Annotated in this window: 14 protein-coding genes; 2 read left to right on the top strand and 12 right to left on the bottom strand. The window is 37.7% G+C overall.

Going from position 1 to position 14,003, the window contains the following annotated elements; translation table 11 throughout:
• Position 1: 1 nt before the first annotated feature.
• The 4 genes from ACFX4N_RS01310 to ACFX4N_RS01295 all read right to left on the bottom strand — a co-directional run bounded on the left by ACFX4N_RS01310 (position 2) and on the right by ACFX4N_RS01295 (position 4,645).
• Positions 2 to 1,705 carry an NAD-dependent malic enzyme gene (locus ACFX4N_RS01310; RefSeq protein ID WP_192100371.1) on the bottom strand — a complete coding sequence of 568 codons (1,704 nt, stop codon included), beginning with the start codon at positions 1,703 to 1,705 and terminating at the stop codon, positions 2 to 4.
• A 61-nt stretch (positions 1,706 to 1,766) separates the two neighbouring features.
• On the bottom strand, positions 1,767 to 1,898 hold the full coding sequence (locus tag ACFX4N_RS01305; protein ID WP_255286077.1) for a hypothetical protein: 132 nt from the start codon (positions 1,896 to 1,898) through the stop codon (positions 1,767 to 1,769).
• Positions 1,899 to 1,946: 48 nt separating this feature from the next.
• Positions 1,947 to 3,398: a M20 family metallopeptidase gene (locus ACFX4N_RS01300; RefSeq protein WP_192100370.1), complete on the bottom strand. Its 1,452-nt coding sequence runs from the start codon at positions 3,396 to 3,398 to the stop codon at positions 1,947 to 1,949.
• A 23-nt stretch (positions 3,399 to 3,421) separates the two neighbouring features.
• Positions 3,422 to 4,645, bottom strand: a complete 1,224-nt coding sequence (locus ACFX4N_RS01295; protein ID WP_057273291.1) for an MFS transporter — start codon at positions 4,643 to 4,645, stop codon at positions 3,422 to 3,424.
• Positions 4,646 to 4,814: 169 nt separating this feature from the next.
• On the opposite strand from ACFX4N_RS01295, the gene ACFX4N_RS01290 reads away from it, so the two are divergent.
• The gene (locus ACFX4N_RS01290; RefSeq protein ID WP_053487325.1) at positions 4,815 to 6,893 is read left to right on the top strand and encodes a helix-turn-helix domain-containing protein; all 2,079 of its coding nucleotides are present in this window, start codon (positions 4,815 to 4,817) and stop codon (positions 6,891 to 6,893) included.
• Positions 6,894 to 6,910: 17 nt separating this feature from the next.
• On the opposite strand, the gene ACFX4N_RS01285 is transcribed toward ACFX4N_RS01290, so the two are convergent.
• The 4 genes from ACFX4N_RS01285 to ACFX4N_RS01270 are packed head-to-tail and all read right to left on the bottom strand — an operon-like array spanning position 6,911 to position 9,649.
• Positions 6,911 to 7,381, bottom strand: coding sequence for a pyridoxamine 5'-phosphate oxidase family protein (locus ACFX4N_RS01285; protein ID WP_013057334.1), 471 nt, complete (start codon positions 7,379 to 7,381; stop codon positions 6,911 to 6,913).
• Positions 7,382 to 7,402: 21 nt separating this feature from the next.
• Complete coding sequence (locus ACFX4N_RS01280; protein ID WP_013057335.1) at positions 7,403 to 7,627, bottom strand: non-oxidative hydroxyarylic acid decarboxylases subunit D; 225 nt, start codon at positions 7,625 to 7,627, stop codon at positions 7,403 to 7,405.
• 16 nt (positions 7,628 to 7,643) lie between these two features.
• The gene (locus ACFX4N_RS01275; RefSeq protein ID WP_013057336.1) at positions 7,644 to 9,065 is read right to left on the bottom strand and encodes a non-oxidative hydroxyarylic acid decarboxylases subunit C; all 1,422 of its coding nucleotides are present in this window, start codon (positions 9,063 to 9,065) and stop codon (positions 7,644 to 7,646) included.
• Between the two features lie 2 nt (positions 9,066 to 9,067).
• Complete coding sequence (locus ACFX4N_RS01270; RefSeq protein ID WP_013057337.1) at positions 9,068 to 9,649, bottom strand: non-oxidative hydroxyarylic acid decarboxylases subunit B; 582 nt, start codon at positions 9,647 to 9,649, stop codon at positions 9,068 to 9,070.
• A 113-nt stretch (positions 9,650 to 9,762) separates the two neighbouring features.
• On the opposite strand from ACFX4N_RS01270, the gene ACFX4N_RS01265 reads away from it, so the two are divergent.
• On the top strand, positions 9,763 to 10,632 hold the full coding sequence (locus tag ACFX4N_RS01265) for a LysR family transcriptional regulator (protein ID WP_013057338.1): 870 nt from the start codon (positions 9,763 to 9,765) through the stop codon (positions 10,630 to 10,632).
• A gap of 70 nt (positions 10,633 to 10,702) precedes the next feature.
• Here the strand turns inward: ACFX4N_RS01265 and ACFX4N_RS01260 are convergent, their stop codons facing one another.
• The 4 genes from ACFX4N_RS01260 to ACFX4N_RS01245 all read right to left on the bottom strand — a co-directional run bounded on the left by ACFX4N_RS01260 (position 10,703) and on the right by ACFX4N_RS01245 (position 13,876).
• Positions 10,703 to 11,659: an AEC family transporter gene (locus ACFX4N_RS01260; protein WP_029322155.1), complete on the bottom strand. Its 957-nt coding sequence runs from the start codon at positions 11,657 to 11,659 to the stop codon at positions 10,703 to 10,705.
• A gap of 707 nt (positions 11,660 to 12,366) precedes the next feature.
• On the bottom strand, positions 12,367 to 12,771 hold the full coding sequence (locus ACFX4N_RS01255; protein ID WP_057236131.1) for a YkvA family protein: 405 nt from the start codon (positions 12,769 to 12,771) through the stop codon (positions 12,367 to 12,369).
• 99 nt (positions 12,772 to 12,870) lie between these two features.
• The gene (locus tag ACFX4N_RS01250; protein ID WP_013057341.1) at positions 12,871 to 13,152 is read right to left on the bottom strand and encodes a hypothetical protein; all 282 of its coding nucleotides are present in this window, start codon (positions 13,150 to 13,152) and stop codon (positions 12,871 to 12,873) included.
• Positions 13,153 to 13,240: 88 nt separating this feature from the next.
• Entirely contained in the window at positions 13,241 to 13,876 is a 636-nt protein-coding gene (locus tag ACFX4N_RS01245; RefSeq protein WP_013057342.1) for a DUF1796 family putative cysteine peptidase, read from the bottom strand.
• Positions 13,877 to 14,003 lie beyond the last annotated feature (127 nt).

Raw genomic sequence — 14,003 nt, 5'->3', positions numbered from 1 at the left:
CTCATTCATTTTTTGCCTTAACCGGTTTATAAACAGGCTGCCATACCGCTGCTTCTACAAGTTCATTTACATTTTGCTCGGTAACAGTTGCTACGTTATCTTTTACAGCAGCATCGGCAACTGCTACAGCAACCGCCTTTGATACTTTTTGAAGATCTTTAATGTTGGGAAGAAGCGTATCTCCTTTTGTATCTGTTTCTGCTATACGCGCTACTGCATTGGCTGCTTCTGCAAACATAGATTCAGTAAACTTTTGAGCGCGAACCACAATTGCACCTAAACCAAGACCCGGAAACACAAACGCATTATTAGCCTGTCCGATTTCATAAGTGTGCCCGTTATATTCAACGGGTTCAAATGGACTTCCCGTTGCAATAAGGGCTTTTCCTTCCGTCCATTTTATAATATTTTCCGGAACAGCTTCAGCAAGTTTAGTTGGGTTTGAAAGCGGCATAATCACCGGGCGCTCTACATGCTTTGCCATTTCTTTAATAATTTCTTCGGTAAAAGCATCCGTGACGCCTGACGTTCCAATTAAAATCGTTGGCTTCACTTGCTTGACAAGCTCCAACAGTGAAATTTTATTTTCATTATCTTTTTCCCATTCTTTAATCTCTTCATTTTGGCGAACATACGGCTGTTGAAAAGGAGCTAAATCTTCCATATCTTCGGTTAACAGACCTCTGTAATCATATGCCCAAAAACGATCATATGCTTCTTCTTCAGACAGCCCTTCAAGCATCATCGCACTATGAATACGATCAGCATTCCCAATCCCAGCAGATCCCGGTCCAAATACAACAACCCTCTGATCTTTTAAAGGCGTTCCTGTAATACGCACCGCTGTTAAAACGGCTGCAAGAGTAATTACTCCCGTTCCTTGAATATCATCATTAAACGTTAAAATTTTATCGCCGTATTCTTTCATAATGTGACGCGCGTTAATATTCCCAAGATCCTCCCAATGAAGAAGCGCTTTAGGAAACTTGGTCGTTATTTCTTTTACAAATTGAGCAATAAAACGATTATAGTCTTCTCCTTTTACTCGTTCATGACGATTTCCTAAATACAAAGGATCTTCAAGAAGCTTTTTGTTATTGGTCCCCATGTCGAGAACAACAGGCAGTACGCGGCTTGGGTCAATTCCTGCTGCAGCTGTGTAGACCGCTAACTTTCCAACTGCAATATTTATCCCTCCTACACCCCAATCCCCGATGCCGAGAATACTTTCTGAATCCGTTACAACAAGCAAATCAATATCTTCACCGTCAAGTCCTAAGTTTTCAATTGCATCACTTAATCGATCCGCTTCACTTACGGATAAATATAGTCCGTCAGGTCGATGGTATTCATGGCTGTATTCTTGGATGGATTGACCTACAGTAGGCGTGTAAATAATAGGAAGCATTTCACTTAAATGATCGGTTAATAAACGATAAAATAAGACGACGTTTCGGTTATGTAGATCATTCAACGAATTATTTTTTTGAAGATCATTCGGTGCTTTCTTGAACTGCTCATATGCTCTCTTCACCTGTTCTTCTAACGTTAAAACCGTTGGAGGAAGAAGTCCCTGCAGATGAAGGTTTTCTCTTTCTTCTTCAGTAAAAGCAGAACCTTTATTTAAATAAGAAGTGGATAAAACTGATTTTCCTTTTAGTGAAGTTGAAATTGACCCATCTTTTTCTACTTTATATGCTCTCATGTTTTTTTACCTCTTTTCCTAAACAATTAGATAGGGTTAGGTTCAGCAAAGAGATATATTTTTAACCATTTATTTTTAATGAAAACAAAAAAAGAGATTGAGCCATAACTGCATCGATCCAATCTAAAGACGAACAAACGGGATAAATGAAACCTGCGTTCAACCTAACAATAAAAAAATCCGAACGATTCATCGTTCGGATCTTCCTTACACGAAAATACGTTTTTCCCCGCCTCGTTTTTTATACCACGCTGTAGTCTTCCTCCTCACTTTCTGAGTAATTAGGTGGCTGTATATGCGAAGGCACAAGACATTCATAGCTTTCCCCTTCTAGCCTATCCTCCAGCTCTTGTTTCGCTTGACTAATCAGCTCTTGATTTTCTATCATTTCAATTGCCGTAGCCGCGATGGCTTTTCCAGCCAATAACATTGCATCATGGGCATACTCCGTTTTCCCTTGAGCAACAGCTTGCCATGTATGAAACGGGGTAGCATAAGCCCACGTTGCGGTCACGCACTGTGCAGTTGGAACATTCCAGCTAACGTCTGCGACATCAGTTGATCCTGTCATGAAGGAAACATTTTTAGACATAGGAGCAATTTGGTTGAAGACTGGATGATCTGCTAAAGCTCTGTCTAGCAGTGAACCCACTTGTTTTTTTGCTGCTTCTTTATCTTCAGCGGATGTAGACTCGTAAATAGCTTTGGCAAAAGCTATTTCTTCATGTTTCACTTCAGCCAAATTTATCTGCATCATTTGCTTATGCATCAGCTGCTCCATTGTTTGATTTGGAATTAGGTTAGCGCAGGCTCCTTGAATTTGCTGTTCCATTTGTGTTTCAGTCATTAAAGCCGCTCCCTTTGCAATTTTCACAACCCGTTCATAAAGTTCTTTTACTTGAGATGACTTCGGAGCACGAATTAAGTACATCACTTCCGCTTCTGCTTGAACAACATTAGGAGAGATGCCTCCGCTATTTGTAATGGCATAGTGTACGCGCGCTTCATCTATCATATGTTCACGCATATAATTTACACCAATATTCATCAACTCTACAGCGTCTAAAGCGCTTCTGCCAAGATGAGGACTAGCAGCTGCATGACTGCTTCTTCCTTTAAATTTAAAAGTTGCTTGCATAACCGCATTCGATGACGTATGCATAACACCATTAACGGTAGCGGGATGCCATGAAAACGCGACGTCTACATCTTGAAAAAATCCTTCTCGTACCATATACGTCTTTCCGTAACCACTTTCTTCGGCTGGACATCCATAGTATCGAACGGTCCCCGGAACATTTTTTTCTTTTAAATATTCTTTGACAGCAAGTGCAGCTGCTAGTGAGCCTACACCAAGTAGGTTATGTCCACACCCATGGCCATTTCCGTTTTTTTTGACTGGATCTGCTACTGCACATTTATCTCTTTGACTCAGCCCGGTAAGCGCATCGTACTCACCGAGAATAGCGATGATCGGATAACCGTGCCCGTAGCTTCCAATAAAACCTGTTTCAAGGTTGGCAATATGTGTACGAAGCGTAAACTCTTCTTTTTCTAACATGTCACAGATCAGCTGTGCCGACTTATACTCTTCAAACCTCGTTTCTGCATATTCCCATATTTGATCACTGATTTGAGTTAGCTCGTTTCGCTTTTTTTCAATAAGTTTTTCGACTTCTTTTATAATATCCATGAAACCCTCTCCTTTTTTCTTCATTATTTAACAGCATTTTGTGTTTCCAATACCACTTTTGCAGGTCGAATCGAAAACAACGAAATAGCACAGACAAGAGCGCAGATAATTAATAAAGCAAATGCTGCATTATACGACCCGCCAAACGATTGTACTAAAAAGCCAATGAGCATCGGTGTTAATACGCCGGCTGCTTGAGCTCCTGTATTAATAAAACCATTTGCTGAACCGACTACTGATTCAGGCAACATTTTTAAAGGAGCTGAAGCGATTAAAATCACATTAAACGAAAACAGTAAGGTGACTGCACTTTGAAAAACGATAAACATGCCTACGCTAGGTGAAATGGCCATTAAGCAAAGAAAAACGCCCATCAGTAAACCAAACACCGCCGCTATCGTCTTGTCTTTTCCATCCGGAAGCTTGTCTAAAACAAAGCCGCTAACAAACATCCCGATAATACCTACAAATGCTGGGATAGCGGAAAGAAAACCGATGTCCGTTAAATTCAGATGTCTTACTTCGGCTAGATATGTAGGCATCCACGACATGAGTCCCCAGTTAATGGCGTAGATACTGAAGTATGCAATAAATAAATTCCAAATCATCGGAGTTTTGACAATTTCTTTTAATGTCATCTGCTTAGCTGGAATAGCAGAAGTCTCTGTTTTTTCTCCCTGCTGCTTTTCTTTTAATAAAAATACAAACAGAACTGTAATAACGAGACCGATGGCTCCTATGATATAAAAGATACTTCTCCAGCTTATCGTTTGCATCAACTGCGTCGCTAGAATCGGTGTAACCACGCCCATAATCGTACCTGACGATAACAAAAAGGACATGGCTCTACTGCGTTCTTGCTGAGGAAACCACCCTGCGATTCCTTTTGATGCAGATGGAAAATAACTCCCTTCCCCTAAACCAAATAAAAAGCGAATGATAATAATAGAAGCAAAAGACCAGGCCATTCCCGTAAACACCGTAAACAAAGACCATAAAAGCACGGCAATTGTAATGACTTTTTTAAATCCAAAGCGGTCTGCTAGCCACCCCCCAGGTATTTGCATCAGTGCATAGCCTGCAAAGAAACTGCTTAAAATGATGCCTGTAGAAGAGGCATTAAGATGTAAATCTTTTGAAATATCTAAAATAGCGTAATTAATAATAAAACGATCTAAGTTTCCAAGCGACCAGCCTAAAAATAATAAAAATAAAATGACATATTTCCAGTTTGACCTTGCTAGCATAAATGCGCTCATCCCCTTTTTATTCCATTTAATGTAATGTTTTGTAACAAATTAATTCGTTATATAAATATTAAAAAATTCTGACTATTTTTTCAATGTGTATTTCTATATAATAAGAACTATAACTATGTATTTTTTTACATTAAGTAGTCTATAAGGGGTTGTTGACGTGAGTGATTTATTAGCTAATATGAAAGGTTATCTTACATCTATTATTAAAAACAGTTCTTATCAGATTTGGGCAAGTATTGATTCTGCAAATTTCAACGTGATTTTTTCCAGTTCTTCATGCTCATCCCTGACTTACACTCCTCCCACTAGCCTACATAACGGCAGTGATTCCTTTCAAAAGCATACGGCATATGAAGAGTTCGAGGAAATTTACTTATCCTTTCCAAACCGCTATGCGTTTGTTGTTCGCATATTTGCTAAGCATGACTGGACACCCCCACAAATAAAACAGCTATCAGCTACCTTTTCTCCTTATATGCTGCAAAAAAAGCTAGAGCGGCATGAGCATATTTTAAACGTGCTTATGAAAAGCATTAAGGAAATCTCACTTTTACAAGACTCAGATTATCTATTAACAAGAATTCTTGAAAATGCTCTTTCAGTTATTTCTGTTGCGGATATGGGCGTGCTGTGGATGTTTGATTCTTCCACGCAATTTCTTTTGCCTCGCGCCTGGTCCGGGGGGCCAAACAATGAAATTCAAAACATGAAAATGAAAGTTGGCGAAGGAATTATCGGAAAGACATTTCAGCATAATAAAAGCTATATGTATACGAACTTAAAAGATATATTACGCGATTCTTCTACTATGACTGACGATAATATTCATTATCTTAATCAGTCCTATACGTTTACAAACATTCAATCTATTATTTCTGTCCCCATTTGTATGGAAGAACAGACGGTATGCGTACTCATTATTTATCAAAATGGTACAACCCCTCTTTTAAATGAAGAGGATAAAGAATTGTTAGAAAGCTTTTCCGATCAAGTATCGATTGCTCTCTTAAACTCAGCGCTTTTTGAAGATGTAAAAAAACAAAATGAACTTTTAATACGTCGCGATCAAATTCATCGCACCTTCATGAATGTTTCACTTCAAAGTAAAGGAATTGAACCAATACTTACCGAATTGCGCCGAATGGTTACATCTCCTGTCACCATTGTAGATTTTGTTGATAATAAGACCTATGGCTTCTTGAAATTCTTTGATATAGACACAAAAACAGCTGAATTTCACACACATTTTCTTTCACATACAAAGCCTTGTTTTTATACTATTGAGGCAAACAATGAGGCACACAGTGTGTATATTCACCCCATACACGGCATTGACACGCTCTTAGGGTTACTTATTATGCAGGCAAATCAAGGAGATCTTTCCTCCCTAGATCAAGTGGCACTCGAACAAAGCAGCTCTGTTATTGCATTAGAAATGCTGAAAAAACAAACGTTAGTTGATTTATTTTACAAGCGAACACATGAATTATTTAGTGAATACTTATCGTGTTATGACACCACTTTGCTGTATCAAAAAGCAGCTGAGCTAAACATTGATACAAAAAAGCATATTCTAGTCGCTCTCATTACCATTCGTTCACAAGCGGACCTGCAGCTCTTAAACTTACACCTTCATCGCCTTGTATCTGACATCAAATCGGTTTTCAGCTCAAAAGCACCGGTCGTATACGGATTCGACACCAAAGTAACCATTGTATTTACGCTTGATCCTCATGAAGAACACCGTGCTATTATCAAACAATTAGAAGATTTACTCTCAAAATGGCGTTACTACAATGAATGTCATATAAAAATAGGTATTGGAAGTCGGTATTCTCATTTTACTCAAATAGGAAAAAGTTATAGTGAAGCTGAAAAAGCTATCTCTTACCTTCTGTCTCAGCAGCAAGATGGATGCATATTGTATGAGGAAATAGGAATTAACCGGCTATTTATTAATCAATCAAAAGAAGAAGTAAAAACCTTTATTGATGAAGTATTTCTCCCTCTTAAGAACAATCATTTAAACGACGAACCTTTAGAGCAAACGCTAGAAGCGTATTTCGATAATAACCGCTCTGCTTCACTTACAGCTAAGCAGCTTCATATTCATGTTAATACACTCTATCAGCGGTTGAAAAAAATTGAAGAAAAAATGAACATATCATTTACAAACAGTGAACACCTATTAAAAGTTCAGCTAGCATGCTATTTGAAAAAATTTCACTACAGCTAAAAAACCGATTCTTATTTTTAAGAATCGGTTTTTTCAGTAGAAAGAACAGCCTCAATTGATTGCTTCCAGCGGCTCAGTACCTCTTTGGAATCATGAAGCTGAAATTGAATTCCTGATGTTAAAACTGCATATTTTGCGTAATCTTCTTTAACAGCGGCTACTTCTCCCGTAAATAACTCATAGCCTGATAACACAGGAGCTTCTTTTTTTAGCAAAAATTTAATGTAATAAGCTTTTCCTTCAACAACTAATGTAACGGTTGCCTTATGATTCTGTATCATGTTTTTTGAAGATGTTGTATTTTTCCATACTAACAGCTTGACGCGTGAAGAGCTAATAGCTATCAGCTCTCCTGCGCTAATCATTGCTACATGAGGAAAACCCTCGGATGTCACTGTAGATAGCAACATCGCATCACGCTGTTTTCTTTCTAAGTCTTTTCCATTTAAAAATACGCGCACGGCTTTTGGCAGCTCTGCTTTATTCATTTTACTTACCGCCTTTGCTTATTAAGATCGGGGTGGCACAGGAGGCACGTGCGTTGCCAGCGATACGTCTTTTGGATTGACTTTAAATGGTCCAGGGTATTTTTCAGGATTGGTGATGGTCTCAGGTTCAGAAGAACGCCAGGTAAACAAACACACGTCGCATAAATAAATTTCCCAGGCTCCTTCAACTGGTGATTTAGATACTACGTTTGCTTGTTTGGTTTCACATCTTGGACAAGTATGCATGTCGATTCCTCCTTGTTTATTTTTGCATCATATTCGTTAAGATTTTTTCCCATTTTTCAGTTTCAAGTGGTGTATCTAAAGGCTGAGAATAGTGGCCTCTTGTTTCCGGTGCAACTGGTGTTGTAGCATCCAAAATCATTTTATCTGTAATACCAGCCGGCTCAGATCCTGGATCAAGTGGCAGAACTGAAAGATTAGGCACTGTTATAACATCATGTTTTGGGTGCATTTTTGTTGATAGCGCCCACATGACTTGCGGTAAATTAAACGGATCCACGTCTTCATCTACTAAAATAACTAGCTTGCAATATCCTAATCCATGGGGCGTAGTCAATGCCCTCATACCAACAGCCTTAGCAAATCCTCCGTATCGGCTTTTTGTTGAAACGATAGCAACGAGACCATGAGTATACATCGCGTTCACAGCTTCAATCTCTTCAGGATATGCTTCTTTTAGCTGCTGATATAAAGGAACGCTTGTATTGATTCCAATTAAATAATCTGTTTCTGTCCAAGGCATACCGATATATAAACTTTCAAAAATAGGATCTTTACGATGGTATACGCGATTGATTTTGATAACAGGCATGCTTCTGCCACCGGAGTAATGACCTGTAAATTCACCAAAAGGACCTTCATACTCGCGTTCACCAGCTAAGATCTCTCCCTCTAAAATCACTTCTGCTCCCCACGGTACATCTAAATCAGAAAGCTGAGACTTCACAATTCTGTAAGGCTCACCTTGAATAGCTCCTGCCATTTCATATTCTGATTGATCGTAATGAAGCGGCGTAGCGGCTGCTGTGACAATCGCAGGTTCACATCCTAAAGCAATTGATACAGGGAGGTTTTCACCTTTTTCTTCGGCTTGTTTCAAGTGAATGGCAATATCATGCTGTGGCACGGGCTGAATGCCTAGACGGTCTTTCCCTTTGACCTGCATACGATATATACCCACGTTTTGTTTGCCGAAATTCTCCTTATCATGCTGATCACGAGAAATGACGCACGCTTTATCTAGATAATAGCCGCCGTCTCCTTGATTTAAGCGAAACAATGGCAAAAGGTCGAATAAGTTGATATCATCTTTAATTTCACACTCATGAAATGGCGCTGTTTCTTCCCTTTTCACTTTGACAGGAAATTTTTCATATCTCCGAGCAAACTCAAAGAACTGTTCTTTTACAGGAGTTGATTTAGGCAGTCCCATCATTAACGCGTGATTTGACCAGGAACCCATTACGTTTAGAGCTACCTTTGCATTGTTGTACCCATAAATATTGGTAAATAATAATCCCGGCGTTTGGTCTCCTAAATTACTGATGGCTTGACCTGCTGAACCTAAATCTGGATCAGGCTGCACTTCATCTGTAACCGTCAGTAGCTGCCCTTCTTTATGTAGCGTATTAAGGAAATCTCTAAAGTCTTTATAAGCCATGTTTATTTTCCTCCTTGTGATAAATGTTTAATTCCATTCCATCTTTTTGCCTCAGGAAGCTCAATTCCTAATTGATCTAAAGTTCGAACAGCAATATGGGTGACAATATCCTCAATCGTCTCAGGCTTGTTATAAAATGCCGGCATAGGAGGCACGAGGATAGCTCCCATTTTTGAAAGATCCAGCATGTTTTCTAAATGAATCGTATTCAAAGGCGTTTCTCGAGGAAGTAGCACCAGTGGCTTTCTTTCTTTTAGCATCACATCTGCTGTTCTCGCTATTAAGTTATCTGCTAGTCCCATTCGAATAGATGCTAATGTTTTCATGCTGCAAGGACTAACAATCATTCCATCTATGCGAAAAGAACCGCTCGAAATTTTTGCTGCTTGGTCTTGATATGAATAACAATAATCTGCTAGCGCTTCTACTTGCTGAACGCTATAGGGTGTTTCCAGCTTAATTGTGGCATGAGCCCAAGGCGACATGACTAAATGCGTTTCAACAGAAGCCTTCTTCAAAAGCTCTAAAATTCGAATACCTAAAATAGCTCCCGTGGCTCCTGTGATTCCTACAGCTATTTTCATTTCTCTTCCTCCTCTCTGCTTTGGTTACACATTTAACTTTACACTCATTTTCCATACAATTAAAATATTGATAAAATATATAATAATACCTTTAAAGTATGGAGTTGAATACAGTGGAATTAAGACAGCTGCATTATTTTATTGTCATAGCTGAAGAATTAAATGTGACCAAAGCAGCAAAGCGCCTGCATATGGCTCAGCCTCCTTTAAGCAGGCAGCTAAAACAGCTCGAAAATGAGCTGGGCCTTTTGCTTTTTGAACGAAATAATAACAAGCGCTTATTGTTAACGGTAGAAGGAGCGCTTTTTTTAAAACGAGCGAAAGAAATTGTGCAAAGGGTCGAAAAATCAGTATTGGAAGTACAGGAATGTAAAAACGTAACAAATGAAAAACTTGAAATCGGATGTACAATCTACTGTGCATCAACGGTTCTCGATAAGCTAACTCTTATTCAAAAACAGTATCCAAACAGCACATTTAATATCTATGAAAACGAGCCAGCTCACTTAAACGAATTATTAACGGAAGGAAAAATTGATGTAGCAGTCACTACTACTGACTTACCTTATAAACATGTCAAAACAAAAACACTTGCACCAGATGTTTTTGTTGTAGCCGTTCCCAAAGAAAGTGGTTATGCAAAAGAAAAGATTTCAGTCGCTGAAATTGCTTCTCTACCTCTTATTCTTCTTCGCTCAAACCGGGAAATAAGCATATATAATCGCATTGTGAAGGAATTTGAAAAGATGGGTATAACACCTAACATTTTATGCGAATGCCATGATTCAGCGATGCTTCTTAATTTAGTATGTCGTGGCCTTGGTGCTGCCATTGTTCCTTATTCGATGCTATCTTCTTTTTCACTAGAACATATTAAAATTTTAAACATAGAAGATAATCCATTTGTAATTGAGCCTTTAGTTACGTGGCGTACCGACAGTTATCTTCCCAAAATCGCCCAAGAATTTTTAAAGCTTTTTTAAATATAAATGCACAAAAAAAGACTTTGCTAAAATAGCAAAGCCTTTTTTTATTTTATATTGATATATGTGACTACATTAACCAAGAAATTAACAGCGGTAATGTAACAAGTGACATAATGGCACTAAGTACGAATGCTGAAGCTGTTTCACCAGCTAGGCTGTCAAAGCGAACTGAAATCATCGCTGCTACAGCTGAACCTGGGAACGCTACTAATAATACTAATTTTACGATGTCAGCTGATGATAGACCCATTGCTGTTGCAATTCCTAACATTACAAGCGGCTGAATAGCCACTTTTAAAATCGCAATACCAAATGCCGCTGGGCTAAATTGAATTTTACGGATACCAATTGTTACCCCAACTGCGAATAGAGCCGCACCAGATGTAATTGAACCGATTTGATCTAAGCTGCTTGATAGTAAATCTGGAGCTTGGAAGCCGCATAATACTAATATTACTGCGATTAACGGAACACAGGCTAACGGCTCAGAGAGACCGTGTAAGATTGATTTAATCGTTACTTTAAATAAGCTTTCTTCTGAATCGCCTTCACTTCTTTCACGCTGTCCAACCGTACCAATAATAGTTGCTAAAGGATCAAGCATCGCATTTACTACGATACCAGTAATTGCGATTGGAATTGCTACTACATCCGCGCCAAACAAGCTACCTAATACTGGAATACCCATAAACGCAAACGTTGGCTGCGTAGAGTTTAAAGAAAACATAGACGCGCCTGTTAAAGAGTATTTAAATACATATTTTGCAACAAGTAAGAAAAGAACATAAAATCCAATAATACCAAGAACTAATGCTAGTAAAAACGGCCATTTTTCAATAAGCGTTTGTTTTGATGTTGTTGTAATACCAACGAATAGATGTGCAGGTAACGCAAATTTTGTTACAAGCGTATTTAACCCTTTAGATGTTGTTGCATCAAACTTTTTAAAATACCCTGCTAAATAACCTAGCAAAATAACAAAAAAGATTGGGGTTAAAATAATAAAGATTTGACTAATTTCCATTTTTGAACACTCCATTGTTTAGATTAGAATCAATCATATAAATTTGCTTTCTTAGAAAGATAATTATCTTCTAAGGCTTGTCTATGGATATTGTTTACGTCAGGCCATTCATCTCCCCTTTTGCTAAACATCTCTACAAATATGAAGTAACGTATAATGGTTCATGAAAACGCATGGACTTTGTTTTTCTGCAATCATTTATTTACTTCGAAGCTGTTCATTTATTTAACATCAAATCACACAAAACTTGTCATACAATACAGTAACTATACAACCTTAGTAAAAACTTGTCATACAATCATGTTGTTGGCTTACTTAGGCTGAAAAAAAACACCTTCAAATGAAAGATGCTTAATCTTGTGACGAAAGAAAGCTACTTCTGATTGATGAGGAAGAATCTCTAAGAGTTTGAAACTCTCAGTTAAAAAGTTCCATAATTTCACAAAGTTTTTACAAACCATCTTACTTATTTGTATATTGCTTTCTGTGACGAATTTATGAACATGTTTTAACTTAACATTTGTAGGGCAATTATTCAATTACATTGATTAAAATTTTAATGAAAAAAATATTTTAATCCTGTTTTTTTTACATAAAACGGATTAAAATAGTCACAAAGACCTATATATTAACGGTTAAAAAGAAGATGATTCATCTATCACCTTCTTTTGCTCACTTTATTTAATAATTACATTTCGATCATAACGTTACTTTATTTTAGCATCAATAATGGAAAAATTGTGGTCTTCTGAAAACCACGTTTTAATTTTTTCTTTTGCTTTCAGTTTAACACCTTCATCAATGTACATGGCAACTTGAATCAATGCAAGCCCTAGAGCTCCTAAATCATCTGTAAATCCAACTCCTGCTGCGAAGTCTGGAATTAAATCTAGAGGAAGAATAAAGTAACCTAATGCTCCTATAATAACTGCTTTTGCTTTTGGCGGAATATCAGGCTTTTGCAGCGTGTAGTATAAAAGCAATACGGCATAAACAACGTTTGCTCCCGCTTTTTTACCAAACTTTTTAAGCTTGTCCCAAAATTTTTCTTCCGAGTAATATTTGGCTGTTTCCTCTGTACGAACGGGTACAATTTCTTGTTTCTCTTCCATATCGATCACCCTTTCATCACCATATGTACTTATTATAAACGATTATCTCTACCGAATTCCATTGAGAGCTTAAACTCCATAAACCTGCACAAAGCAGGCTTATGAACTTTTTAATGAGTAATGCTTCATAACGATGGTAACTAAGTCATTCAGCGCTGTTTCACTTTTAGAATGATTTTCAAACTGCTGAATGAGATCCATATGTTCAAGCAGCACTTCGTAATTACCCGTCATCTTTCTCAGAACTTCATATGCGGAACTATTCAAATCCACTTGTATTTTCAAATCCTCCAGCTGTACTAGATACTCATTCCAGCGCTGGTCTTGTTCTAGCAGCAGCCATACAATTTCTTTTATCGCCTTCCGCACATTGGACTCCATCTTTTCATCTCCTTTGATACACAGATATAACAAAGTCTATGAAAAAAACGAGCTTTTTCATTCCCGTATTAAACAAAAAGAGTTCCTTTTATTTTATAACAAGCCCGCTTAAGAGCTCTTCCCATACTTTATCATCGCGCAGCACGTCCATTGAAAAAATAGGTGCATGTAAGACACATGTATAAGGCAAGTCCCAGTTAGCTGCGGATAAAAGTTCTTTTTCACTGTTTGTCAGCAGCAGTATATAGAAATCGTTCTTGACCATTCCCTTTAAAATATGCTCTAATTCTTTCGCTTCTTCATACGTTCCACCCATACGAATAAACAATATACAAGAACTGGTCTCCATCGACGTTAAAAATCGCTCCGTTCTCCGTTCATATTTTTCTTTGACTTCATTATATGAAAGCCAGTTATTCTCTGTATTAATAGACGACGGAAAATCATGAGCAGAATCAATTTGATACACCTTATCACGCAGTCTAAGCGTGGAACCATCTCCGAAAGAACTAATATAGGTTAAGTGTTCATATACAAATAAGTCTTTACAACGATTTTTCAACAGCTGATTGACATGAGAAAGAGAAATGCTAATACACCAATCAATCACGCCCGCTTGTTTTCGCAAAAAATATTTTTTCATGTATATCCCTGGAAAACAGTTATAGCCTAAACTGTATATCATATCGTACTGCTTGCTTTTTAGTTCATTTAAAGTAACCATGTTCATCCTCCCTTCTACTATAAAATATGACAGCTTTTTATAGAAAGAGGCGGCTTCTGCCTTATGCCATACAGGCTTTTTGCTTCTTAAAAACTTGTGTAAATAAAGAACAATAACTTAAAGAAAA

The sequence above is a fragment of the Priestia sp. YIM B13551 genome (assembly GCF_042787905.1).
In the GTDB taxonomy this organism is placed as follows: domain Bacteria; phylum Bacillota; class Bacilli; order Bacillales; family Bacillaceae_H; genus Priestia.
Note: the sequence above shows the minus strand (reverse complement) of the source record. Positions and strands in the feature narration are given on the sequence as shown.

What these genes read in the sequence shown, in the direction of transcription:
- ACFX4N_RS01310 (WP_192100371.1), bottom strand. Translation starts at nt 1,705, where the DNA reads ATGAGAGCATATAAAGTAGAAAAAGATGGGTCAATTTCAACTTCACTA.
- ACFX4N_RS01305 (WP_255286077.1), bottom strand. Translation starts at nt 1,898, where the DNA reads ATGAATCGTTCGGATTTTTTTATTGTTAGGTTGAACGCAGGTTTCATT.
- ACFX4N_RS01300 (WP_192100370.1), bottom strand. Translation starts at nt 3,398, where the DNA reads ATGGATATTATAAAAGAAGTCGAAAAACTTATTGAAAAAAAGCGAAAC.
- ACFX4N_RS01295 (WP_057273291.1), bottom strand. Translation starts at nt 4,645, where the DNA reads ATGCTAGCAAGGTCAAACTGGAAATATGTCATTTTATTTTTATTATTT.
- ACFX4N_RS01285 (WP_013057334.1), bottom strand. Translation starts at nt 7,381, where the DNA reads ATGAATAAAGCAGAGCTGCCAAAAGCCGTGCGCGTATTTTTAAATGGA.
- ACFX4N_RS01280 (WP_013057335.1), bottom strand. Translation starts at nt 7,627, where the DNA reads ATGCATACTTGTCCAAGATGTGAAACCAAACAAGCAAACGTAGTATCT.
- ACFX4N_RS01275 (WP_013057336.1), bottom strand. Translation starts at nt 9,065, where the DNA reads ATGGCTTATAAAGACTTTAGAGATTTCCTTAATACGCTACATAAAGAA.
- ACFX4N_RS01270 (WP_013057337.1), bottom strand. Translation starts at nt 9,649, where the DNA reads ATGAAAATAGCTGTAGGAATCACAGGAGCCACGGGAGCTATTTTAGGT.
- ACFX4N_RS01260 (WP_029322155.1), bottom strand. Translation starts at nt 11,659, where the DNA reads ATGGAAATTAGTCAAATCTTTATTATTTTAACCCCAATCTTTTTTGTT.
- ACFX4N_RS01255 (WP_057236131.1), bottom strand. Translation starts at nt 12,771, where the DNA reads ATGGAAGAGAAACAAGAAATTGTACCCGTTCGTACAGAGGAAACAGCC.
- ACFX4N_RS01250 (WP_013057341.1), bottom strand. Translation starts at nt 13,152, where the DNA reads ATGGAGTCCAATGTGCGGAAGGCGATAAAAGAAATTGTATGGCTGCTG.
- ACFX4N_RS01245 (WP_013057342.1), bottom strand. Translation starts at nt 13,876, where the DNA reads ATGGTTACTTTAAATGAACTAAAAAGCAAGCAGTACGATATGATATAC.